Source organism: Polaribacter sp. SA4-12, from assembly GCF_002163675.1.
GTDB lineage: Bacteria > Bacteroidota > Bacteroidia > Flavobacteriales > Flavobacteriaceae > Polaribacter.
In genome coordinates this window covers 346,515-370,937 of the sequence record NZ_CP019334.1, presented here as the reverse complement: position 1 = coordinate 370,937, position 24,423 = coordinate 346,515, and the positions used below count along the sequence as shown (strand labels likewise).

Here is a 24,423-nt window from a genome sequence, read left to right as displayed (position 1 = left end):
AAAGTGTAACTGTTTAAATGGTTAATTGTGTAATCGTCTGGGTACTTTTAAACAATTAAACAATTAAACGCTTAAACATAAAAATGATGAATAATTACACATCCATTAACGACATTGACGATATCAATTCTTGGATTGATGAAGCCAAAGAAATTAAAGCAAACCCTTTAAAAAATAGTGAATTAGGAAAAAACAAAACATTAGGATTGTTATTCTTTAATTCGAGTCTACGTACGCGCTTAAGTACGCAAAAAGCTGCTTTAAATTTAGGAATGGATCCTATTGTAATGAACGTTTCTGGTGATGCTTGGGGAATTGAATTTGGCGATGGAACTGTTATGAATGGTAATACTGCAGAGCATATTAAAGAAGCTGCACAAGTAGTTTCTCAATATTGTGATATAATTGCTGTAAGAGCTTTTCCTACATTAACTGACAAAGAAAAAGATGAATCTGAACACGTTTTAAAATCGTTTGTAGCATTTGCTTCTGTGCCAATTGTAAATATGGAAAGTTCTACTGGTCATCCTTTACAAGGTTTGACAGATGCGATTACTATTTCTGAAAATGCAACAAAAAAGAAACCAAAAGTAGTTTTAAGTTGGGCACCACATGTAAAAACATTGCCTCACGCAGTTGGAAACAGCTTTGTACAAGCAATGCAAAAAATGGATGTTGAATTTGTAATTGCAAATCCTGAAGGATATAATTTAAATCCAGAAATAACAAAAGACACACCTATTTTTCATAATCAAGAAGAAGCTTTTAAAGATGCAGATTTTGTGTACACTAAAAACTGGAGTTCTTATGATGATTATGGGAAAATCACAAAAACAGATTTTGATTGGATGATTACCAAAGACAAAATTGGAGATGCTAAATTTATGCACTGTTTACCTGTGAGAAGAAATGTTGTAGTAGAAGACGCTGTTTTAGATAGCGATAGTTCTTTAGTTATTGAACAAGCAAATAATAGAACTTTTGCTGCACAATTGGTTTTAAAGAAAATATTAGAGAACAAAAAATAAAAACGAACGTCATTGCGAGGCACGAAGCAATCTGCCTATTTATAAAGAGATTGCTTCGTTCCTCGCAATGACAGATACACGAAAAATGGAAAAACTATCAATCGTAAAAATTGGAGGAAACATTATTGAAGATGAAACTTCTTTAAATGCTTTTCTAAAATTGTTTGCTAATTTAGAGGGAAAGAAAATCCTTGTTCATGGAGGTGGTAAACGTGCTACACACATTGCTTCTAAATTAGGTATAGAATCTAAAATGATAAATGGTAGGCGTATTACTGATGCTGAAACTTTAGAAGTAATTACCATGGTTTACGGTGGTTTGGTAAACAAAAATGTGGTTGCAAAATTACAAGCTTTACATATTGATGCCATTGGTTTAACTGGTGCAGACATCAACAGTATTCAATCAGAAAAAAGACCTATAAAAGAAGTCGATTTTGGTTTTGTAGGTGATGTTAAAAAAGTAGCTCATAATTCTATTGATAAATTAATTAAAGCTGATTTTACACCTGTTTTTTGTGCAATTACACATGATGGAAATGGACAATTACTAAACACAAATGCTGATACAATTGCAAGTACAATTGCAGTTGGAATGAGCGAAATCTATGAATCCTCAATTTATTATTGTTTTGAATTGAATGGTGTTTTAAGAGACTTTAATGATAAAAACTCTGTGGTAAAATTGATCAACTCTAAGACATATCAAGAATTATTAGAGGATAAAATTATTACTGATGGAATGTTACCAAAATTAGAAAATTGCTTTGATGCTCTAAAAAATGGAGTTCACAAAGTAAATATGGGAAACACCACAATGTTAACAAATGAAAATGATAATTTTACAACGATAACTTTATAATATGACGTTAGAAAAATTAACAGAAGACGCAATATCACTTTTAAAAAACTTAATAGAAACACAGTCTTTCTCACAAGAAGAAGATAAAACTGCGGTATTGATTGAAGGATGGTTCAATCAATATGAAATTCCGTTTAAGAGAACAAATAACAACATTTGGGCAACTAATAAGTATTTTGACGAGAGTAAGCCAACTTTACTTTTAAACTCTCATCACGATACTGTAAAACCAAATTCTAAATACACAAAAGATCCTTATAAAGCGATTGTAGAAGATGGTAAATTATATGGTTTAGGAAGTAATGATGCTGGAGGATGTTTGGTTTCTTTAATTGCAACTTTTACTAAGTTTTATGCTGAAGAAAATCTAAAATACAACTTGGTAATTGTTCCTTCTGCTGAAGAAGAAAACAGTGGACCAAATGGATTAAATAGCATGCTTTCTATCATTCCACATATTGATGTGGCAATTGTTGGTGAGCCAACTTTAATGAATTTAGCAGTTGCAGAAAAAGGTTTGGTAGTTTTTGATGCAGAAGTTGATGGAACACCAAGTCATGCAGCGCATCCAAATGATAATAATTCAATTTATAATACCATTGAAGTTTTACAATGGTTTAAAGATTATAAGTTCGAAAAATCTTCTGATGCTTTGGGTGATGTAAAAATGACAGTTACTCAAATTAATGCAGGTTCTCAACACAATGTTGTTCCTGGTCACGTAGATTTAGTCGTAGATGTTCGTGTAAATGATGCATATTCTAATCAAGAAATTGCAGATACTCTACAAAGAGAATCACCTTGTACAAAAATAACACCTAGAGGTTTAAAATTAAACTCCTCTTCTATTTCTATTGAACACGATTTGGTAAAAGCAGGAATTGCAATGGGAAGAGAAACATACGGTTCTCCAACACTATCTGACCAAGCTGTATTATCTTGTCAGTCTTTAAAATTAGGACCAGGAGATAGCACACGTTCGCATTCTGCTGATGAATTTATTTATCTTGCAGAAATTGAAGAAGGAATACAGATTTATGTTGAACTTTTGAATCGTGTAATTACATAACTATGGGGTATAATATTTCGGGAATTGCTATCAATAAAAATTATGAAAATGATTTTGAAAGTCTTTGTAATCAACTTGGTTGGAATTTAAAAAAAGGCAATGAAATTGATTTCGAAACTGCTTCTGAAAATTGGATTGATGATAATATTTGTAATGTTTATTTTACTAAAAATGGAACACTTATTTTTATCGGTATGGAAAAATGTGAAGAATCATTTAAATTAGAAAATGATAATGTTTTAACATTTGCACTTTCAGAAACTTCAATGGTTTTCAAAATAAATTATACAGAAAAAGGAATAGAGAAACGCTCAATTATAGAAGCTAATGAAGAAAGAATGGAAGATTCTGGAAAAGAATTAGCAGTTGAAAAAGAATCTGAAGATACTTCCGAAATTATCTGGAATCAGATTGAAGTTCTACTTGGTAAAAGGTTTTTTGATATAGAATTAGAAGAAAAAGTAATTCAATATAGTTTTAATAAAAATATTGAGTTAAAAAAATGGTGGAAATTCTGGAAATAGTTTCTAAATTTATACTATTAAAACAATTACACGATTAAACAAATAAACGATTAAACAATTTTCATATGAAACTTTGGGATAAAGGATTTTCAATAGATCAACAAATAGAAAAATTTACAGTTGGTAATGATAGAGAAATAGACATGCACATTGCAAAATATGATGTTCAAGCATCTATTGCACATGCAATTATGTTAGAATCTATTGGTATTATAACTGCTGATGAATTGAAAGATCTAAAAAGAGGATTGAACGAATTAGCTCTTGATATTGAAAAAGGAATTTTCACTATAGAAGAATCTTTTGAAGATGTACACTCTAAAATTGAATGGGAATTAACCAATAAATTAGGAGAAGTTGGTAAGAAAATTCATACTGCTCGTTCTAGAAATGATCAGGTTTTAGTTGCTTTACAATTATATTACAAAGAAAATTTATCAGTTATAAATGATAAAACAAAAACACTTTTTGATACACTTTTAGGTTTAGCAGAAACGCATAAAGAAAGTTTATTACCTGGTTATACACATTTACAAGTGGCAATGCCTTCTTCATTCGGATTATGGTTTTCTGCGTATGCAGAACTATTAATTGACGATGTTTATATGTTAAATGCAGTATCAAAAGTTGTAGATCAAAATCCTTTAGGTTCTGCTGCTGGTTATGGAAGCTCTTTCCCAATCGACAGAGAATTAACAACTAAAGAATTAGAATTTGCTACCTTAAAATACAATGTGGTTGCAGCACAATTAAGTAGAGGAAAAAGTGAGCGTTCAATATCATCTGCTTTAGGAGGTTTGTGTAATACAATGTCTCGTTTTGCAATGGATGTTTGTTTATATATGAGTCAGAATTTTAATTTTTTAACTTTTCCTGATGAATTAACAACTGGAAGTAGCATTATGCCACACAAGAAAAACCCAGATGTTTTTGAATTAATCCGTGGAAAATGTAATAAAATTCAGGCTTTACACACAGAGATGGTAATGATTACTAACAATTTACCAACTGGTTATCACAGAGATTACCAATTGTTAAAAGAAAATATCATCAATGCTTTTGAAGATGTTAAGGATATTTTAGACATTTTGAATTACTCAATTCAGCAAGTAATTGTAAAAGATATCGATTTGAATGATGAAAAATATCAGTATTTGTTTACTGTAGATAGTATTAATAATTTAGTGGTTGAAGGAATGTCTTTTAGAGAAGCATATCAAAAAATTGGCGGACAAGTACAAGCAGGGACTTACAAACCAGATTTAGGAAAGCAACATTCACATGTTGGTAGTATTCACAATTTATCTTTGGATAAAATTGCAGCAAAATATCCTAAAAAATAGATTTGATTTCAAATAATAAAAAGCCCAAATTCATTATGAATTTGGGCTTTTTACTTTATTGTGTTTTATGGTTCTAATTAGAAGTAAAAATTCACACCAATATCAGCACTAAAAACGTCTATTAAATCAACTTCACTAATAGTAAGTGCATACCATAAATACGTTTCTACGGTTCCGAATTCTAAATAAAAATCGACTCCTTTAAAAAATTTTGGTTTCTTAAAATCTTTATGAACTAAAGCTCCTCCATACAACGTAAAATGTACAGCAGTAGGAAAATAATATCCATCAGGATATTTACTTGGTAGCGTTGTAAATGTATTAGTACCTATGTCTAAAGTTGTTGCTATACCTGCAATTGGAGTTATTGTTAAGTTATCACCAATTTTTTTTCTATAAATAGGAAACGTGTTCTTTATAGTAATTAAATGAATATTATCTGCTTTAGATGCTGATTTTGGCACAAAACCATATAATAACTCTGTATATAAAACTTTATCAAATAACTGATAACCTGCACCTACAGAAACAAGACCTATGTTTCCTGCAAATTGTGTTTTTACATAATCTGGTACATACCAAGATTTTTCTTTCACTGAAATAGCTTCTTGTGCGTAAGAATTGTTAAAAAACAATACTATTATTGATACTATAAATATCTCTTTAATTCTCATTTAATTTATAATTCTATCAATTCAACACTAAAACTTTTATCTTTTACAGATACAATATTATACGCACTCTCTTTAACAGCTGGAGCAGTTAAATAATTTACATCTCCTTCTTCATAATCGAAAGTGTGCGTATGTCCATGTATAGATAATGGAACGTTATTTTCTAACATTATGGTTTTATACTTCTCTGCTAATTCATCATCAAATTGATCTCCATGATAAGGAATATGAGCAATTACAAATACTTGATTATAATTTGCATTATCTTTTAATTCTGATGTTAACCAATCAAAATCTAACTCTTTATCACTTTCCCAAACCACATCATCAAAAAGAACAAACTTGTTATTATTAAATTCAAATGAGTAATTATAATCTCCAAACATTTTTTTATAGATGACTTCTCCATTATTATTATAATCATGATTACCAATAACTGTTAAGTAAGGTTTTTTAAGATTTGACATTATATCATGAAAAATCTCATATTCTCTTAATAAGGCTTGGTCTGCAATATCACCTCCAAAAATTACTAATTTAATATCATCTCTTTTATTTATATCATTAACTACATCTGTAAGTTGATCATAAAAAAAATGAACATCAGAAATAAAAGCGAATTTAAATTCTTTAGAATTTACTGAAACTCCCTCCAATAACTTCAAATTTTTAACAGTCGTATTTTGTTGGTTGCTTTTTACATTTGCTTCATAAACACTAAATTCAAAAGGGTGATCACAAGCTGTAAAAACAGACACTAGGCTTAGCATTAGTATTCTTAAATACTTCATTTATTTATTTTTTATAAATTAAAAAAACGTTCTTATTTAATTTGTTACAATTAGAATATTACAACAAATATAGATTCGCTCTAATAGACGACAATAACCTAAAAACTTACAACCTTAGGTAGAATATTATTAATGAATAAAATTCTTTTTTTTAACACCAAACTAAAGTTTGATTTGTATGGTTTTTTATATAAAATTATTGGGGCTACAAAGGTAGACTCTTTATGAATATTTAATCTAAATTAAAGAGATTTATTTTTACTCTTAAAGAATAATTTATGATTACTCAAATACTCTTTCAAAGAATGAAAATTATTACTGCTTTTTGTATAGTTTACTATTAATCAGATATAATTATTAAAGAAATCTAATACCATTTTTATAGCAGGAACAAAAAAACAATTTACTTTATAAATCGTTTGTAATTAAAGTAACTTTAATCACATTAAAATTTTATATTTAAACTTTAATTATTTTTTCAAAAAAGTATTTTATGTGTTGGTATCAGGAGGATTTAGAGCGATTAGAAAATGATATTCAAGGATTAAAATACAATCCTAAATTAGTTTTTTATGGCAGCTCAACATTTACTTTATGGAGTGAGTTAACTTCTATTTTTAAAGAATATTCTCCACTAAACCTAGGTTTTGGAGGTTCTACTTTAGCAGCATGCACTTGGTATTTCGATCGTATTTTTAAAAATATTGAAGATATAGATGCAATATTAATTTATGCAGGAGATAATGATCTAGGAGACGGAAGACATCCAGAAGAAGTTTTGTTGTTCTTAGAGAATCTTTTATCAAAAATCAGAAAAAAATATGGAGATATAAAGTGTACTGTAATCTCCATAAAACCTAGTATTAATCGTATACATCTAATGGAAAGTATTCATTATACTAATAATTGTATAAAAAGATTAATGTCTAAAAGTGATCATTGTTATTATGTTGATATTTATGATGCTCTTTTAGATAAAAAAGGAAATCCTGATGCTATCTTTTTTGAAGAAGATGGGTTACATTTTAATGCTAAAGGTTATGCAGTATTGTTAAACGCATTAGAAAAACAACCTGAAATATTTCCTAGAAAATTACTCGAAAAATTATTATAATAGAGTAACTTAACCAAAAAAGATGTTTGATGAAAAGAGAATATCATAAATGGCATAGTCATAACCTTGAAAAAGAAATGGAACTTCTTATTTTTGGGCATTCTGGTGCTAAAGTTTTGTTTTTCCCACCAAGAATGGGACGCTTTTTCGACTATGAAAACTGGAATGTAATTGCTGCTTTAAAGCACAAAATTATTAAAGGAGAATTGCAAGTATTTTGTATAGACAGTGTAGATTTAGAATCTTTTTATAATAGTTTAAATCACCCAGATTATCGAATTCACAGACACATTCAGTACGAAAAATATGTTATAGAAGAAGTGCTTCCTCTTGCTAATTTAATCAACCCAAACAAAAATGTTATTTCTGCAGGTTGTAGTTTGGGCGCTTACCACGCAGTAAATGTTGCTATGCGCCATCCAGAATTATTTTGTAAAGTTATAGGTATGAGTGGTAGATACGATTTAACCAAATGTAAAGGTTATTTCAAAGATTTACTAAGTGGTTTTCATAATCAATTTGTTTATTTCAATATGCCAAATCAATATTTAAAAAATATAACTGACCCTATTTTAATTGAACAAATCGATAAAATGGATATTGTTTTGGCCATAGGAGAAGAAGATTCTTTTTTGCAAAGCAATTATAAACTTTGTGATATTTTAAATGAAAAAGGAATTTCTCATCAATTATTTGAATGGGATGAAGAAGCACATAAAGCCAGATATTGGCGAAAAATGGTTGATATTTATTTTTAAATAATTAAATTAAGAAATTATAGAAAGTACAATTTAATTATGAAGTTTCTTTTCACTCTTATGCTTTTTTTAATTTTGACAACTCCTAACTTTACTCAAAAAAAAATTATAAATCTTTGGGATCATATTCCTACTGAAGAAAAAGAGGTTACTACAATTGATGGTATAAAAAAATAGCTTTGGTAAAAGAACCTACTTTAGAAATCTTTTTACCCTCTAAACAAAATATTTCTGACAAATCTGTAATCATTTATCTTGGAGGAGTCTACAGAATTTTATCTTATAATTAGGAAGGAACAGATGTTGCCAAATGGTTTAACAGCAAAGGAATTACGGCATTTGTTTTAAAGTCAAGATTGCCTAGTAGGTCTAAATCGCTAATTTCACTTTATGAAGCTCCTCTGCAAGATGCACAAAGAGCTATTAGGTAGGTACGATTTAATGCAAAAAAATGGAGAATTCATCCCAATAAAATAGGAATTATGGGTTTTTCTGATGGAGGTCATTTAGCAGCGAGTGCTGGTACTTTATTTGATACTCCAAACAATTTTAAAGAACAACCCTTAGATACTATATCTGCAAAACCAAACTTTATGATGTTGATTTACCCTGTGATTTCTACGCAGGATAAATACGCACATAAAGGTTCACAAAATAATTTATTAGGAATAAATGCCAGCGAAAACCTAAAAATCAAATTTTCTAATGAATTGAATGTAACTCAAAATACGCCACCAACTTTTTTAGCACATTCTGCTGATGATAAAGCTGCTCCTGTAGAAAATAGTTTAGATTTTTATAAAGCTTTACATAATAAAGATATTCCTGCTGAAATGCATATCTATCCAAAGGTGGACATGGATATGCATTTGCAATTGACAAAGGCAGAATATCCACTTGGTCTAATAGACTGTATGATTGGTTACAAAGTTTATAGCCTAATTTTATTTAAGGATTAGTAGACCATAAGGAAGCACCTTTCAACATTGCTCTTCTTGGAAGTTTTAAACCAGCTATTATTAATTCTGCAAAATCTTGTGGTTGTAAAACGTTTTTAGAGCCTTTCTCCATCATTTCTAACTCAAGAGTCATTTCTGTTTCTATGGTACTTGGCGTTAAAGTATTTACTCGAATATTATATTTTCTTACTTCTTTCATCAGAGATTCTGACATCCCAATCACACCAAATTTGGAAGCGCAATAAGCTGATATATCTGGATTTCCATTTAGACCTGCTGTTGAGGAAATATTAATAATATCTCCCTCTTTTTGCTCAACTAAATAGGGTAAAACTTCTTTGGTAACATAATACATTCCCATTAAATTAATGCGAATTATGGCTTCCCAATTTTCAACTGACATATCCAAAAAAGAACCTATTCCTGCAATTCCTGCATTATTAACTAAAATATCAACACCTCCTAAATCTTCAATAATTCTTTTGATATTCGTTTTTACATTCTCATAATTACCAACATCAAAAACAGTATATGTTGCTTTAACACCTAATTCTTTGAGTTCCTCAACTGTTTTTTGCAAAGTACTTTCTTTTCTTCCTGTAATAGCTACATCAATTCCTTCTTTTGCAAAAGCAATTGCAGTTGCTTTACCCAAACCTCTACCTCCACCAGTAATAATGGCTTTTTTATTTTTTAAATTGTTCATCTTTTATTTTTCTTTTGTCCAGTAATCTAACACCAAAACATCTGCTATAATAGGTCCTATTTTCTTAACCATATTTAGGTGTTCTTTATGAAAAAGATATATTTCTCTTGCGTTTTCATCCTTAAAAGTTAACGTAAAGCAGTGCGTTAAACCTTTCGTATGACCTTCTGTACTATCATTTATACCCCATTTTAAATTCGCAATTTCTGGTATTTTGTTTTGAAGATTTACAAAAGCATTTACTGCATCATTTACTTGCTTTTCAGTTGCATCTTCCTTGTATTTTAAGTTAACCATATGCCTTAAAACTTTTCCTTTTCTATCAATCTTTGGAGATACTTTATAAGTAGCAATTTTTTGTAAACCATAGTTAAAAGCACCAGCAATTAGAAAATTTTCTTCTCCAATTTTATGAGATCTCAATCCATAATAAATACCAAATCCTATTTCTAAATAATTGATTGGACTCAAAATACCATCTTCGGTTAATTTAAGTAACTGAATACTATCATCTTTCCTAGTTCCTACTGCCAAAACAGCTTCATTATTCTTTATTAAAACAACTTCAATTCTGGTTTGACCTTTTAATTTTGTAATTTCATCATCTTTTAAAACAAAATGTGGAACTAAAGCACCTTTTTTATTGACTTTAAAAATACTAACTCCATCTCCATGATACACGAAATCTGTCTTTTTAATAAACCCTTTTCTTGTGTAATATTTGTGATGTCTGTGTCCAACAATAACATATTTGTTACTCCCTAAAGTTACTCCAGTCAAAGGATAAGTTCCTGTCAGATACCTATTAGTATCATTATCACTAATATTATTGACATTTTTAAATTTCCCATTTTCATATACTCTAAAACTACTCACTCCATTGTCTTGAAAACCTCCAGTGTATAAGAAAGTTTTTCCATTAACTTTATGTGTATACATACCAATGATACCATCTGTATGAATTTTATCATTATCTTTCATAGATTTCACATGAGTTAACTTTCCATCATTTTCAATTTTAAAAGAACTTAAACCTGGTGTTTCTTTCTCTAAACCTCCAACAAAAAGATAAGAGGTTTTTTTCATATGAACGACCTGTAAAGTAATACCAACTGCTAAATGCATATTCTCAGTATCTTCAACTAAAGCTACCTGTTTTAAAGATCCATTTTCTAATATCTTGAATGTTTCAATTACATTTCCAAATTTATTAGCCACAAAAAGAAAATCTGTTCCATTAATATTGTCTGCAACCATTCCTCTTGCTGGTCCTTTTTGCTTATATAATTCGTGATTGCTAATGGCTGTTAATGATCCTTTTTCATTTAAGCTAAATACATCTACATTTCCAAAACCTCCAGCATAAACATAATGCGTTCCATTCTTTATATAACTAGTAATAGAAACTGTATTTTTACCAGTTGTATTTTTAAAATCTTTTCTATACAACATTAAATCATCTACATTCTGAGATACGCCAACTTGAGATAAAAACAATATGCAAATTAGAAGATAACTTTTTATACTTTTCATTATTTTACTTTTTATATTATTTAATTATAGATTTTGCACCAAAAGTGGCTATTTCTCTGTCTTGCTCTATAGTACCTCCACTTACTCCAATAGCTCCAATAATTTTGCCATCTTTATTTTTAATCGGGATTCCCCCAGGAAAAGTTACCAACCCTCCATTTGACAATTCAATATTATATATAATTCCTCCTGGTTGTGTAAGTTCTCCTAATTTACCTGTATCTATATTAAAATAACGTGCAGTTTTGGCTTTTTTAATAGCCACATCTATACTTCCTAAAAAAGACTCATCCATTCTTATAAATATTTTTAGATTTGCTCCAGCATCAACAACAGCAATATTTACCAGAACACCATCAGCTTCTGCTTTTTTCTTTGCAGCTAACATTACTTCTAAAGCTTCTTCATGAGTAATATCGTTTGTTATCTGTGCATTTACTAAATTAGGAATAAATGCTAGTACAACTGTAATTATTGCAATTTTCATTTGCTTAAATAAGTTCATAAATCTAAATATTTTTGTTTAAATAAATACGATTACAAAACTTATAAACTAAAGTGAGAAAATTGTTGAACAAGTTCAACAATTGAAAAACTATTTTTTTGAACGTTTTATTTTACTCAAAAACTCGTGAGTAATTCCTAAATAACTAGAAGTTTGTCTATCTGTAAGTTTTGAAGCAATATTTGGATAGTTGGTCGTAAAATGAACATAACGTTCTTTTGCCGAAAGACTATGATTACGAATAAGTCTACGTTGCCAAGCTACTATGGCTTTCTGAGACATTACTCTAAATAATTTTTCTATAACTGGCATAGATTCGTAAAGTGATAGCTTATCAGTTCTATTAATTAATAGTACGCTACTATCTTCTAATGCTTGAATATTTAAATGCGAAGGAACTTGGTTGGTAAAACTATCTATATCCATCAGCCACCAATCTTTAGCTGCAAAATAAAGGGTGTTTTCATTTCCTTTTTTATCTATAGAAAAAATTCTAAAACACCCCTCTACCACAAAACCTTCGAACTTGCATATTTCTCCTTGACGTAATAGAAAATCTTTTTTTTGAATTGATTTTGGATGCCAGTTTTTGCAAAATTCACCTATTTCAGATTCAGAAAGTTGGATGTGGTTGCTGATGTTTTTTTTTAATAAATCAAATATCATTAGTTCATTAATTGTATTTAACAAAGTTAATTATTAAAAATAAAAAATCAATATTTAAGATATCTAAAGGAGATAATTGTTATAGAAACAAGTGAAAATCTATTACTTTTTAAACCTCTCAATTAGTAATAAGTTCCCAAAAATCATTGTAAATGCATACCCAATATCTTCTATAGGTATTGTTATTAAGCGAATCCTAAGGTTTTCTGCGTTGTTATACCAAACCACAGGTTCTTCAATTCCTGTTCCTGTAAGAATACCATTTACTATAAAAAACGGCACTAAAATGATTAAGAAAGCAATATAGAATCTTTGTAAGTATTTTATTCCGTAAAAGAAGCCCATCAACAAAACAAAAACTAGAAAACTATAATTTACAAAAGTGTAGGATTTGTCTGTATTAAAAAAAACAACAGGAATTAAAAGTACAATAAAAAAGAGCGTAATTGCTTTGGTAGCTTTCTCTGGAATTAAAAGAGTTGGTTTAAAATAAGCTAAAGAATAATGAATAAAAATACTTGCATAAGGAATACAAAAAAAGAACATCCACTCCTCTATCGGCATTCCAAAAAGTAAGATATTTAAGTGATAATCTGGATTGAAACCCCAAACTCCATTTGCTGTAAAAATAGCATCCCAAATTAAAAAAACGGTGGCAACAATTATTAAAGATGCCAAAATTGCTTTCCAATGTTTTATGAATCGCATTTTTTTCTCGAAAGAATATAAAAATGGAATACTAACAGAGCCAATATTTAAAAGCAGGTATAAAAACACTATATTTTTGGTTTTTTAAAGTATTTAAAAGGTACAAATAACATTCCAAAACATTCTCCTTCTTCTTTTCCTAAATGCTTATGATGAATTTTATGCGCTTTTCTCAATCCCCTTAAATATCGATTATTTGTATTTTTAAACCATTTAAAACGTTGATGAATTAAAACATCATGCACCATAAAATAAGCTATTCCATAAAATAGAATTCCTAAACCTATAAAGAATAAATATGTATGTGCTGTATACGTACCAAAATAGAAAAGTAAAATACTTGGTATTGCAAAAACCACAAAGAAAGCATCATTTTTCTCAAAGATTCCTTGGTATTTTGGTTGATGATGATCTTCGTGCAAGTACCAGCCAAAACCATGCATTACAAATTTATGTGTACCCCATGTTACACATTCCATCAATAAAAAAACGGCTAAAGTTATTAATATGTAAATCATTTATTTATAATAATAAAATTACTATTTAATGTGTTCTAAAGAATATTTAATTTATATTTCACATAGCTTCTTGCCAATAAATTAATTTTCATTGGGTCTGAAATTCGAATTCTAGTATCCATGATTTTTTCTGACGGAACAGATTTCAACTTTTTTAACAACCTTCTGTAATACCTAAAAGCCATATAAACACCAAATTTTGCTTCTACTGGCAATTTAAGGATTCCATTTTTATAAGCAAAATCAAAATCCTTCTCAATTTCATCAATAATTAGTTGTTTAGAAGCTGCATCTAATTTACCTAAATCTACATTAGGAAAATAAGAACGATTTAAAACCTCAAAATCGTCTTTTAAATCACGTAAAAAATTTACTTTCTGAAAAGCAGAACCTAAACGCATTGCTGCATCTTTTAACTCTTCATATCTATCATTATCCCCATCTACAAAAACTTTTAAGCACATTAAACCTACAACATCTGCAGAGCCATAAATGTATTCATCATATTCTGCCTTTGTTTGGTATTCAGTTTTGAATAAATCTGCTTTCATACTTTTTAAGAAAGCTTGCACCATTTCATCAGGAATATTATATCTATTTACCGTTTTTTGAAAAGAGTTTAAAATAGGATTTAAACTAATTCCTTGCTCTTTTGCAAGATAATAATCCTTTTCAAAATGTTCCATTAAAACCTCTTTGTTATAGTCATGAAACGTGTCTACAATTTCATCAGCAAAACGTACAAAACCATAAATATTATAAATATCTGTTCTAATTTTTGGCGATAACATTTTTACAGCCAAAGAAAATGAAGTACTATATTTTTTAGTAACCAACTTACTACAATCATTAGAAACACTGTCGAATAATTCTTTCATATTAGTTTTGACTTTTAATTATTAATTCTGACGCAATTTTTCCTGATATTAAAGCCGGAGGAACTCCAGGACCTGGAACTGTTAATTGTCCTGTAAAATATAAATTATCTACTTTACTACTTTTTATTTTTGGTCTTAAAAATGCAGTTTGTAACAGCGTATTTGCCATTCCATAAGCGTTTCCTTTATAAGAATTGTATTCCTTTTTAAAATCGTTTACACAAAATGATTTTTTAAACAATACATGACTTTTTACTTCTTGATTTGTTAATTTCTCAAATCTATCCATTATTTTATGAAAATACTCTTCTCTTAATTCTTCTGTATCTTCTATTCCTGGAGCTAAAGGAATTAAGAAAAACCCAGCTTCTTTGCCTTCTGGTGCTGAAGTTTTATCTGTAATTGATGTAAAATTTGCGTAAAACAAAGGATCTGTTGGCCATTGTGGATTGTCATAAATCTCTTTTGCATGCGCATCAAAATCTGTATCAAAAAATAAAGTGTGATGACTTACATTTTCTATTTTTTTATCAAAACCAACATAAAACAACAATGATGAAGGAGCAAATGTCTTTTTATCCCAATATTTTTCTGAATATTGTTTTAACTTTTCATCTAATAAAGTTTCTGTATGATGATAATCTGCGCCACTTAAAACTAAATCAACAGCTATCGTTTCTCCATTTACAAGTAAACCTGTTATTTCTTCAGATGTGTTTGTTATAATTTTTTCAACATTAGCATTTGTTTCAAATTTTACACCTAAACTTTCTGCTAAAGAAACCATACCTTCTATAACAGTATACATCCCTCCTCTTGGATGCCAAGTTCCAAGTCCGAAATCTGCATAATTCATAAAATTGTAAAATGCAGGCGTATTATTTGGTTTTGCTCCTAAAAACAAAACTGGGAATTCTAAAATTTTGATTAATTTATTACTCTTAATATTTTTTCTGACTTGTTTTCTAATCGTAGAAAAGAACTGTGAAACTCTTGCAATGGTTGTTGTATTTACCAATTCTAATGGTGAAACTCCTGGTTGATAAACCAAATCTGTTATAGCTGTATCATAATTAGATTTAGCTGAATCTAAAAAGGATTTTAAATGTTTTGCACTTCCTTTTTCTGTAGTTTCGAATAAATCGTAAATCTCTTTTAATTCGCTTGAAATTTTAACGGAATCATTCTCTCCAAAATAAACTTCATAACCAGGATTTAATTTATCTAGAATATAATAATCTGAAGGTTTTTTACCAAAATCTGCAAAAAAACGTTCAAAAACATCTGGCATCCAATACCAAGAAGGACCAATATCAAAAGTAAATCCGTCTTTTTTAAACTGTCTTGCTCTTCCCCCTAGAGTATCATTTTTCTCTAAAACAGTAACGTTGTAACCAGCTTTTGCCATGTAACAAGAAGCTGATAAAGCAGAAAAACCAGAGCCTATAATGTGAATATTTTTTTTCATTTTCTATTTTGTTTAACAAATGTAATAAAATATCAAACAAAACAAACGAATTAAAAAAAAATTATAATTCTTTTAACAAGTCCGATACAGACTTATAGAGTTTAATATTTGATTCAAAATTAAGATTGCTTACTAAATTTGTTTTATTACCTGTAGCTATTAATTGATGTTTTACACCTTTTAATATCCCATCAATTTCTTTAAAATATTCTTCAACTTTAGCATCGAAAGGCATTATTGTCATTGACGTTATAAAACAAAACTCTTTATCACCTTTTAAAAAATAATCTAAATTATTTAAAGGAAGACTTTGTCCTAAATATATGGTATTATTTCCTCTTAAAGTTAATTCGTAATTTAAATACAATAAACCCAATTCATGAATTTCATTTTCTGGAAGAAATAATACATAGGTTTTTGCAGAATTAGAAACACTATATTGAAGTTTCTCTGTATTAATTTGAATTTTTTGTGCGATTAAATTTGATATAAAATGCTCATGTGCAGGAATTAAAGTGTCTGTTTGCCATAATAAACCTATATGATCTAAAAATGGAATAAAAACATCTTTAAAAACTTCTCTAAATGTCATGTTTAGTAAAAGGTTATTATAGGTATTATTAAACAAAACTTTATCAAACTGAAACATTGCTAGTTTAAAAGAGTTGATTGCTTCATCATTATTTAAACTATTAAATGCCATTTCCCGAGATTCTAGGATGATTTCTTCGTCAGACATTTTAGCAATCTTAGAAATTTTAAAATTATTATTGTTTAATAAAACAATATTTAAAAGTTTCTGTAAATTTTCATTAGAATAGAAACGAATATTTGTTTCTGTTCTTTTAGGCGTTAACAAATTATACCTCTTTTCCCAAATACGAATGGTATGTGCTTTTATACCAGAAATATTTTCAAGGTCTTTAATTGTAAAATCTTGTTTAATATTGTTCAATATATTTTATTTTTAGTTCAACAAATTTAATAAAAATTTACAAACTAAAATATTTTTTATAAAAAAGTGTAACATTTAATACATTTACGCTACTTATAGATAACTAACTAATTTACACAAGTGCAAAAAGATTTAGAGACTAAATTTTTATCGGACTTTGAACAAAACCAAAATATAGCACATAAAATTTGTAGGGTTTATACTACAAACCAAAGTGCTCATAATGATTTGTTTCAAGAAATAACCATTCAGCTTTGGAAAAACTATCCAAAGTTTAGAGGAGATTCTAAATTTAGTACATGGATGTATAGAGTTGCTTTAAATACAGCAATTTCGTTGTATAGAAAGTCTACAAGAACTATTAAAACACAAGACATTAGTGACTTTGCTTATAAAATAAAAGCAACTGATTATGATGATACAGAAGAAGTTCAATTAAAAGCATTGTACAAAGCAATTCATAAGTTGAATGATATTGATAAAGCGCTCATATTCTTATATCTTGAAGATAAACCTTATAAGGAAATATCTGAAACACTAGGTATATCTAGTGTAAATGCAAGAGTTAAAATGAATAGAGCAAAAGAAAAATTAAAAAACATTTTAAACCCATAATATCATGGATTTATTAGATAATTATAAAAAAGCCTGGGATAATCAACCAGAAGATACTAATAAAGTTTCTTCAATTGAAATTTACAAAATGGCACAGTCAAATTCTTCTTCTATTGTGAAGTGGATATTTATTATTGGAATTTTAGAATTTGTAGTTTTAAATTCTATGTATTTTTTCATAGATATGGATGAAGCCATGAGAGAGTATGAAAAATTAGGAATAGAGAATTTTGTATTCTATTCTCAAATCGCTGCATACATAATACTCTTCTATTTTTTAGCGAAGTTTTACCAGAATTACCAAAGAATTTCTGCGACAGAATCTACCAAGGTTTTAATGAAGAAAATTTTAAGGACTAGAAAAACAGTTAGAAACTATGTTATTTTTAATTTAGGATACATGGTTTTAGTAATGATGGTTGTATCCATAGCTTCTATTAACTTGAATTTTGATGACTTAAATACCAAACAATTATTACTTATTATTGTTTCTACTTTAATAGCTACATTATTGATATTATGCGTTTTATGGTTGTTTTATCAATTACTTTATGGAATTTTATTGAGAAAATTAAATAGAAATTACAAAGAATTAGCTAAATTAGACAGCACAAATTAAACTGTTTTATGAAAAAGTCTATTCTACTTTTATTTTTAAGTATCTCTTTTACAATGGTTTCTCAAGAAAAATCAGATTTTTGGAAACACGTTCGTTATGGAGGTGGTTTTGCTCTGAGTTTTGGTAATCAAACAACTATCGGTATTTCACCAAGTGCAGTTTATGATTTTGATAACGGCTTCTCTTTAGGAGCAGGTCTAAATTATACTTATAGTGAAATTGGAAGTACTACAACCAATGTTTATGGAGGAAGTATCATTTCTTTATACCAAATACCAAAAGTAGGAATTCAACTTTCTGGAGAATTTGAACACTCTTTTGCAAAACAAAAAAACGGTGCTAATTCTAATACTTTTAACTCTAATTTCCCTGCTTTGTATTTTGGGGCTGCTTATAACAAAGGAAGGTTTGCAATAGGTTTTAGATATGATGTACTATATGATGAAAATAAAAGTGTATATGCATCTCCATTTTCACCAATAGTTCGATTTTATTTCTAAAAATTTTTCAATTCATTTAAAAGAATTTCGTGCATTTCATTTGTATAATCTAAATGGGTAACTATTCGTATTCTTCCTTCTCCCATTGGAGTTAACAGAATATTTTTTTCTTCCATTTTTTTGATGAAATTTGTATCACCTATTTTTTCATCAACATAGAAAATTACAATATTGGTTTCAATCGTTTCTACTTTTGTAACATATGAAACTGATTCTAAAACTTGTCCTATTTCTTTTGCTTTTTGATGATCTTCAGCTAATCTTTCTACATGATTATCTAGCGCATAAATTCCTGCTGCTGCTAAAAAACCAACTTGTCTCATTGCTCCACCTAACAATTTCCGAACTCTTAATGCTTTTGCAATATGTTCTTTAGAGCCTAATAAAATAGAACCAATTGGCGCTCCTAAACCTTTAGAAAGACAAATTGAAATGGTATCAAACAATTCTCCATATTGTTTTGGAGTTTCATTTTTTTCTACCAAAGCATTAAATAAACGTGCTCCATCTAAATGAAAAGCTAAATTATTTTCTTTTGATACTTTTTGTAATTTTTCTAATTCAGAAAAGTCCCAACAAGCTCCTCCTCCTTTATTTGTAGTATTTTCTATACAAACCAAACTCGAATACGGAACATGAATATCTGAACGACCTCCTATAGCATCTTCCAATTGTTTAGCTGTAAACATTCCTCTATTTCCATCAATTAATTTACAAGTTACTCCAGAGTTAAATGCTGCTCCTCCTCCTTCATAATTATACACATGTGCATATTTATCACAAAATAATTTATCTCCTGGTTGCGTGTGTAATTTTATTGCAGTTTGATTTGCCATCGTTCCTGAAGGGAAAAACAATGCATCTTCCATACCAAACATCGCTGCAGCTTTTTCTTGCAATTCGTTTGTTGTTGGATCCATTTTAAAAACGTCATCACCAACTTTGGCATTCATCATTGCTTCCAACATTTTAGGTGTTGGTTTTGTTACTGTATCAGAAATTAGGTCAATAATCATAAAGCTATTTTGTTGGTAAAATTATTTTTTGATAAATCTATAAAATATCTATCAGCTTTTAAAACAAGAAGTCTTAAAAATTCATTTATTTTTGTTCAACCTATGATTACACAAGACCAACTTAAAGATATTGCCTCTAGAATCGAAAAATTAAAATCTTATTTAGAGATTGATAAAAAACTGATTGAAATTGCGAATGAAGAAGAGAAAACGGTAAATCCAGATTTTTGGAACAATCCTAAAGAAGCAGAAATTTTCATGAAAGAACTACGTTTCAAAAAAAAATGGGTGGACGATTATAAAAAAACCATCACATTAAATGAAGACGTAAATATTTTATACGAGTTTTATAAAGAAGGAGAAGTTGAAGAAGATGAAGTAATCCAACAATTTGACGAAACAAGTTCTTTTTTAGAAGATTTAGAGTTTAGAAATATGCTTTCTGAAGAAGGAGATTCTTTATCTGCAACCATACAAATTAACGCCGGAGCTGGAGGAACAGAAAGTTGCGATTGGGTAGAAATGTTGTCTAGAATGTATACAATGTGGGCAGAAAAGCAAGGTTTTAAACTAAAAACATTGAATTATCAAGCAGGAGATGTTGTTGGTATTAAAACAATTACCATAGAAATTGAAGGCGATTACGCTTTTGGTTGGTTAAAAGGAGAAAATGGCGTTCATAGATTGGTACGAATTTCACCTTTTGATTCTAACGGAAAACGTCACACAACTTTTGGTTCGGTTTATGTTTTTCCTGTAGTTGATGATTCTATAGAAATAGAAATAAACCCTGCTGATATAGAGATTGTAACTGCAAGATCTAGTGGCGCTGGAGGTCAGAATGTAAATAAAGTAGAAACCAAAGTTCAACTGACACATAAACCTTCAGGAATTCAGATTTCTTGTTCAAACTCTCGTTCTCAGCACGATAATAGAGCAACAGCAATGAAGATGTTGAAATCTCAATTGTATGAAATTGAATTAAAAAAACAACAAGCTGCTAGAGATGAAATTGAATCTGGTAAGCTAAAAAACGAATGGGGAAGTCAAATTAGAAATTATGTAATGCATCCTTATAAATTAGTAAAAGATGTTAGAACAGCTTACGAAACAGGTAATGTAGATAACGTAATGAATGGAGATATTAACCCGTTTTTAAAAGCATATTTAATGTTAAATGGGCAGAAAAAAGAAAGCCCATCTTAATCTTCTCAAAGGGAGGAAACACGGTTGTGTTTAAAATGACAAAAATAAATACAAAAATAATACTCAATTCCCAGCAGAGTATTTTTCCCCTTCGGGGAAATTAAAAGGGGCTTATTTATGATAAAAATATACCACAATAATAGATGTAGTAAATCTAGACAAGGAGTTCAAGTATTAGAAGAATCAGGAAAAGAATTCAAAATAGTAAAATATTTAGAAGATGTTCCTTCAGAAAAAGAATTGACAGAGATTATCAGCTTATTAGGCATCACTCCTATTCAATTAGTTCGTAAAACAGAGAAAATCTGGAAAGAAGAATTTAAAGGAAAAGAATTGTCTGACGAAGAGATTATCAAAGCAATGATTGAAAATCCTAAGTTAATAGAGCGCCCAATTGTTATCAATAATAACAAAGCAGTTATTGGTAGACCTCCAGAAAATATTTTATCAATAATTTAGTTTTAACTTTTTTATATTTTCTTTAACTTTTCTTTAACTAATCCTGTTTAAACTTAACATCAACTTTGTTGTCTTAACTGAATAACTATTCAAAGACACACATGAAAAAACCATTACTCTTACTATTATGCTTATTAACATCAACCTTCTTATTGGCACAAAGGCCATCTCAAAAAGGAGTTTCAATAACAGGTAAAATTGTTGATGCAAAAACAAATCAACCTTTAGAATATGCAACTATTGTTTTAAAAAACACCAGAACACAGAAAATTTCAGGTGGAATTACAGATGAAACAGGAGCTTTTAAAATTTCAACTCCAAAGGGAACATATGAAATTAGTGTTGAGTATATTTCTTTTAAAACGATAAAATTAGCCGTTCAAGAAATTTCATCAAACAAAAATCTTGGAATCATAAAATTAACGGAAGACGCAAGCAGTTTAGATGAAGTATTTATAATTGCAGAAAAATCTACCGTAGAAATTCGTTTAGATAAAAAAATCTACAATGTTGGTAAAGATATGACTGTAAAAGGTGGTACTGCATCAGATGTTTTAGACAATGTACCCTCTGTAGATGTTGATCCTGAAGGGACTGTAAGTTTACGAGGAAGTGAAAATGTTCGTATTTTAATTGATGGTAAACCTTCTGCTTTAGTCGGTTTGAGTGGTGCAGATGCATTAAAACAATTACCTTCTGATGCTATTGAAAGAGTTGAAGTTATAACTTCTCCTTCTGCAAGATATGATTCTGAAGGTACAGCAGGGATTTTAAATATCATTTTAAGAAAAGGAAAAGCTTCTGGTTTTAATGGTTCTATAAGTGTTACTGTTGGTGATCCAAAAAATTATCAAACGGCTGTAAACTTAAATTTACGTACAGAAAAAATAAACATTTTTTCAAACTTTGGCTATAGTGACAATGGTGGTCCTGGAGTTTATAATTCTGATATTACTTATTTATCTAATGGAAGTATAGACAGTTTAAGAATAGAAAACAGAGATAATGAGCGATTTAGAAAAGGCTTTAATGGTAATTTTGGATTAGAATATTTTTTAAATAAAAAGAGTTCTATTACTGGTACTATCTTTTTAAGAGATTCTGATGGACAAAATATATCGACCAATAATATCAGTTCTTTTGATCCTTCTAATACTAATTTATACAATTCTACTCGTATTCAAGATGAAGACGAAATAGATCAAACAATTCAATTTTCTTTAAACTACACCAATAACTTTAATGAAAACGGACATAAATTAACGTTAGACTTTCAGCACAGTGCAAATAGAGAAATTGAAAACGCAATTATTATTGACACTAATCCAGAAACAAATGCTACAAATGAGCTTTCATTAGACAACTTATTACAAGCAGATTATGTTTTACCAATTGGTAAAAACTCACAATTTGAAGCAGGTTATCGTGGAAGTTTTCAAGACTTAACTTCAGATTATTTAGTAATCGCTCCTAATTTAGATCCAGAATACAATCCTTCTAATAACCTAGAATTCACACAAAATGTAAATGCTTTCTACACACAATTTGGGAGTAAGATCAACAAATTCTCATACTTGTTAGGTTTAAGGGCAGAAATAACAAACATCGATATTAAGTTAATTAATACAAACGAAGATTATACTAAAAAATATACCGATTTGTTTCCTACATTAAATTTCGGATATGAATTAACAGAAGATCAAAGTTTTACTTTAGGATATAGTAGAAGATTAAGAAGACCACGTTCTAGATATTTAAATCCGTTTGAAAACAGAGCAAGTGAAACCGTTATTTCTAAAGGAAATGTAGATTTAGACCCAACATATACAAACTCTTTCGACTTAGGATATTTAAATAAATGGGGGAAATTAACTCTGAATTCATCTATCTATTACCAACATTCAACAAACAATATTGCTAGAATTAATAGTCAAGAAGTTAGAATTATCAATGGTAAAGAAACCAACATTTTAGTAAGACAACCCATTAATTTATCATCAGAAGATAGATCTGGTTTTGAGTTTACAGCAAACTACAATGCCAGTAAAAAAGTAAAATTATCTGGTAGTTTCAACTTTTATCAATTCGAAACAAAAGGAGAATACGTTTATAATGTTACCGATTTAGCAACAAACGTTAGTACTCCAGTCACTCAAAATTTCGACGCAAAAAATAATTCTTGGTTTACACGTTTCGATGCAAAAATTACACTTCCTTGGAACATTCAATCACAAACAAGAATATTTTATAGAGGCCCTAAAAACGATGCTCAAAGTAATGTAAAAGGTATTTTATCTGCAAATTTAGCATTTAGTAAAGACATCTTAAAAGACAAAGGAACCTTAGTTTTTAATGTTAGTGATGTATTTAACACCAGAAAATACCAAGTTGAAAGTTATGCTCCAAGTAGAGAAAACCCAACAAATATTACAGATCAAACGTTTCAAAGAAGAATGCGTCAAATATCTTTGAATTTTACATACAGATTTAATCAGAAGAAAAATCAGAGAGGAAGAAAATCTGGTCAAAGAGAAAATTCTGGTGGTGATGGAGAATTTTAAAATTTAAATTTGGGCGTTTAAACGGGCTTTCCGTACTCGCTTTTTTTCCGAAAAAGAAAAAAGAGCTCAAACAAATACTTCAATCCCTAACGCTCTCACTCAAATCCATAAAAAAACTCGTTCAATTTCTTGAACGAGTTTTTACTTTATAAATCGTCTCGACCTGAAATAGTGTCACATTTAACACTATTTACTTATTGAGATACAAGATTCAAATTACAAAAAGCAAACACAAAAGGATTACAGTTTAAGTTTAAAACTACAGATTGTTCAAGAAATATAACAATGATTATTAACCATAACAAGAGCTTTAAATAAGTACGGAATTCAATACTGCTTCTACTATTCTCACTTGATTAAAAGAGTCTAGTAACTTTGATTATCAATA

26 protein-coding genes are annotated in these 24,423 nt (G+C 29.0%); 14 read left to right on the top strand and 12 right to left on the bottom strand.

Features of this window, described 5'->3' with window-relative positions; translation table 11 throughout:
- The first annotated feature begins 86 nt into the window (after positions 1 to 86).
- The 5 genes from BTO07_RS01635 (at position 87) to argH (ending at position 4,826) form a co-directional block, all read left to right on the top strand.
- Entirely contained in the window at positions 87 to 1,028 is a 942-nt protein-coding gene (locus tag BTO07_RS01635) for an acetylornithine carbamoyltransferase (protein ID WP_087522522.1), read from the top strand.
- An 85-nt stretch (positions 1,029 to 1,113) separates the two neighbouring features.
- Positions 1,114 to 1,890, top strand: coding sequence for an acetylglutamate kinase (gene argB, locus BTO07_RS01630; protein ID WP_087522521.1), 777 nt, complete (start codon positions 1,114 to 1,116; stop codon positions 1,888 to 1,890).
- Between the two features lies 1 nt (position 1,891).
- Complete coding sequence (locus BTO07_RS01625) at positions 1,892 to 2,959, top strand: M20 family metallo-hydrolase (RefSeq protein WP_087519566.1); 1,068 nt, start codon at positions 1,892 to 1,894, stop codon at positions 2,957 to 2,959.
- A 2-nt stretch (positions 2,960 to 2,961) separates the two neighbouring features.
- Entirely contained in the window at positions 2,962 to 3,483 is a 522-nt protein-coding gene (locus BTO07_RS01620; protein WP_087519565.1) for a hypothetical protein, read from the top strand.
- Between the two features lie 65 nt (positions 3,484 to 3,548).
- The gene (argH, locus tag BTO07_RS01615; protein ID WP_087519564.1) at positions 3,549 to 4,826 is read left to right on the top strand and encodes an argininosuccinate lyase; all 1,278 of its coding nucleotides are present in this window, start codon (positions 3,549 to 3,551) and stop codon (positions 4,824 to 4,826) included.
- Positions 4,827 to 4,903: 77 nt separating this feature from the next.
- Here the strand turns inward: argH and BTO07_RS01610 are convergent, their stop codons facing one another.
- Positions 4,904 to 5,500: a hypothetical protein gene (locus BTO07_RS01610; RefSeq protein WP_087519563.1), complete on the bottom strand. Its 597-nt coding sequence runs from the start codon at positions 5,498 to 5,500 to the stop codon at positions 4,904 to 4,906.
- Between the two features lie 5 nt (positions 5,501 to 5,505).
- Positions 5,506 to 6,291, bottom strand: a complete 786-nt coding sequence (locus BTO07_RS01605; RefSeq protein WP_087519562.1) for a metallophosphoesterase family protein — start codon at positions 6,289 to 6,291, stop codon at positions 5,506 to 5,508.
- 493 nt (positions 6,292 to 6,784) lie between these two features.
- Here BTO07_RS01605 and BTO07_RS01600 point away from each other — a divergent pair, with 493 nt between their 5' ends.
- The 3 genes from BTO07_RS01600 (at position 6,785) to BTO07_RS01590 (ending at position 9,122) form a co-directional block, all read left to right on the top strand.
- Entirely contained in the window at positions 6,785 to 7,405 is a 621-nt protein-coding gene (locus tag BTO07_RS01600; RefSeq protein ID WP_087519561.1) for a GDSL-type esterase/lipase family protein, read from the top strand.
- A gap of 29 nt (positions 7,406 to 7,434) precedes the next feature.
- Complete coding sequence (locus BTO07_RS01595) at positions 7,435 to 8,163, top strand: esterase family protein (RefSeq protein ID WP_087519560.1); 729 nt, start codon at positions 7,435 to 7,437, stop codon at positions 8,161 to 8,163.
- 482 nt (positions 8,164 to 8,645) lie between these two features.
- On the top strand, positions 8,646 to 9,122 hold the full coding sequence (locus tag BTO07_RS01590) for a prolyl oligopeptidase family serine peptidase (protein ID WP_087519559.1): 477 nt from the start codon (positions 8,646 to 8,648) through the stop codon (positions 9,120 to 9,122).
- On the opposite strand, the gene BTO07_RS01585 is transcribed toward BTO07_RS01590, so the two are convergent.
- The 9 genes from BTO07_RS01585 to BTO07_RS01545 form a co-directional block, all read right to left on the bottom strand.
- Positions 9,112 to 9,828 carry a 3-ketoacyl-ACP reductase gene (locus BTO07_RS01585; protein ID WP_087519558.1) on the bottom strand — a complete coding sequence of 239 codons (717 nt, stop codon included), beginning with the start codon at positions 9,826 to 9,828 and terminating at the stop codon, positions 9,112 to 9,114. The two genes, BTO07_RS01590 and BTO07_RS01585, sit on opposite strands and share 11 nt — an antisense overlap.
- Before the next feature lie 3 nt (positions 9,829 to 9,831).
- Entirely contained in the window at positions 9,832 to 11,361 is a 1,530-nt protein-coding gene (locus tag BTO07_RS01580) for a Dabb family protein (RefSeq protein ID WP_087519557.1), read from the bottom strand.
- A gap of 16 nt (positions 11,362 to 11,377) precedes the next feature.
- On the bottom strand, positions 11,378 to 11,866 hold the full coding sequence (locus tag BTO07_RS01575) for a GlcG/HbpS family heme-binding protein (RefSeq protein ID WP_087519556.1): 489 nt from the start codon (positions 11,864 to 11,866) through the stop codon (positions 11,378 to 11,380).
- A 90-nt stretch (positions 11,867 to 11,956) separates the two neighbouring features.
- Positions 11,957 to 12,532: a Crp/Fnr family transcriptional regulator gene (locus BTO07_RS01570; protein WP_087519555.1), complete on the bottom strand. Its 576-nt coding sequence runs from the start codon at positions 12,530 to 12,532 to the stop codon at positions 11,957 to 11,959.
- A 102-nt stretch (positions 12,533 to 12,634) separates the two neighbouring features.
- Complete coding sequence (locus BTO07_RS01565) at positions 12,635 to 13,309, bottom strand: lycopene cyclase domain-containing protein (RefSeq protein WP_232457069.1); 675 nt, start codon at positions 13,307 to 13,309, stop codon at positions 12,635 to 12,637.
- Positions 13,309 to 13,758: a sterol desaturase family protein gene (locus BTO07_RS01560; RefSeq protein WP_087519553.1), complete on the bottom strand. Its 450-nt coding sequence runs from the start codon at positions 13,756 to 13,758 to the stop codon at positions 13,309 to 13,311. Before BTO07_RS01560 ends, BTO07_RS01565 begins: the two co-directional genes overlap by 1 nt.
- 35 nt (positions 13,759 to 13,793) lie before the next feature.
- Positions 13,794 to 14,636: a phytoene/squalene synthase family protein gene (locus BTO07_RS01555; protein WP_087519552.1), complete on the bottom strand. Its 843-nt coding sequence runs from the start codon at positions 14,634 to 14,636 to the stop codon at positions 13,794 to 13,796.
- A 1-nt stretch (position 14,637) separates the two neighbouring features.
- The gene (locus BTO07_RS01550; RefSeq protein WP_087519551.1) at positions 14,638 to 16,104 is read right to left on the bottom strand and encodes a phytoene desaturase family protein; all 1,467 of its coding nucleotides are present in this window, start codon (positions 16,102 to 16,104) and stop codon (positions 14,638 to 14,640) included.
- A 61-nt stretch (positions 16,105 to 16,165) separates the two neighbouring features.
- Entirely contained in the window at positions 16,166 to 17,059 is an 894-nt protein-coding gene (locus tag BTO07_RS01545) for a MerR family transcriptional regulator (RefSeq protein WP_198342497.1), read from the bottom strand.
- Positions 17,060 to 17,179: 120 nt separating this feature from the next.
- Between BTO07_RS01545 and BTO07_RS01540 the strand changes: the two genes are divergently transcribed.
- From BTO07_RS01540 to BTO07_RS01530, 3 genes are read left to right on the top strand one after another with little or no spacing between them, the layout of a single operon-like run.
- Positions 17,180 to 17,674, top strand: coding sequence for an RNA polymerase sigma factor (locus BTO07_RS01540; protein WP_087519550.1), 495 nt, complete (start codon positions 17,180 to 17,182; stop codon positions 17,672 to 17,674).
- 4 nt (positions 17,675 to 17,678) lie between these two features.
- Entirely contained in the window at positions 17,679 to 18,293 is a 615-nt protein-coding gene (locus tag BTO07_RS01535; RefSeq protein WP_087519549.1) for a hypothetical protein, read from the top strand.
- Positions 18,294 to 18,301: 8 nt separating this feature from the next.
- On the top strand, positions 18,302 to 18,793 hold the full coding sequence (locus BTO07_RS01530) for an alpha-ketoglutarate decarboxylase (RefSeq protein ID WP_157663256.1): 492 nt from the start codon (positions 18,302 to 18,304) through the stop codon (positions 18,791 to 18,793).
- Here BTO07_RS01530 and BTO07_RS01525 read toward each other — a convergent pair.
- Complete coding sequence (locus BTO07_RS01525; protein WP_087519547.1) at positions 18,790 to 19,809, bottom strand: threonine aldolase family protein; 1,020 nt, start codon at positions 19,807 to 19,809, stop codon at positions 18,790 to 18,792. The genes BTO07_RS01530 and BTO07_RS01525 overlap by 4 nt on opposite strands.
- Before the next feature lie 102 nt (positions 19,810 to 19,911).
- On the opposite strand from BTO07_RS01525, the gene prfB reads away from it, so the two are divergent.
- The 3 genes from prfB to BTO07_RS01510 all read left to right on the top strand — a co-directional run bounded on the left by prfB (position 19,912) and on the right by BTO07_RS01510 (position 24,035).
- On the top strand, positions 19,912 to 21,015 hold the full coding sequence (prfB, locus tag BTO07_RS01520; protein WP_087519546.1) for a peptide chain release factor 2: 1,104 nt from the start codon (positions 19,912 to 19,914) through the stop codon (positions 21,013 to 21,015).
- A gap of 117 nt (positions 21,016 to 21,132) precedes the next feature.
- A complete protein-coding gene (gene arsC, locus BTO07_RS01515; protein WP_087519545.1) occupies positions 21,133 to 21,474 on the top strand; it encodes an arsenate reductase (glutaredoxin) in 342 nt (113 codons plus the stop codon).
- A gap of 101 nt (positions 21,475 to 21,575) precedes the next feature.
- Complete coding sequence (locus tag BTO07_RS01510; protein WP_087519544.1) at positions 21,576 to 24,035, top strand: TonB-dependent receptor domain-containing protein; 2,460 nt, start codon at positions 21,576 to 21,578, stop codon at positions 24,033 to 24,035.
- Positions 24,036 to 24,423 lie beyond the last annotated feature (388 nt).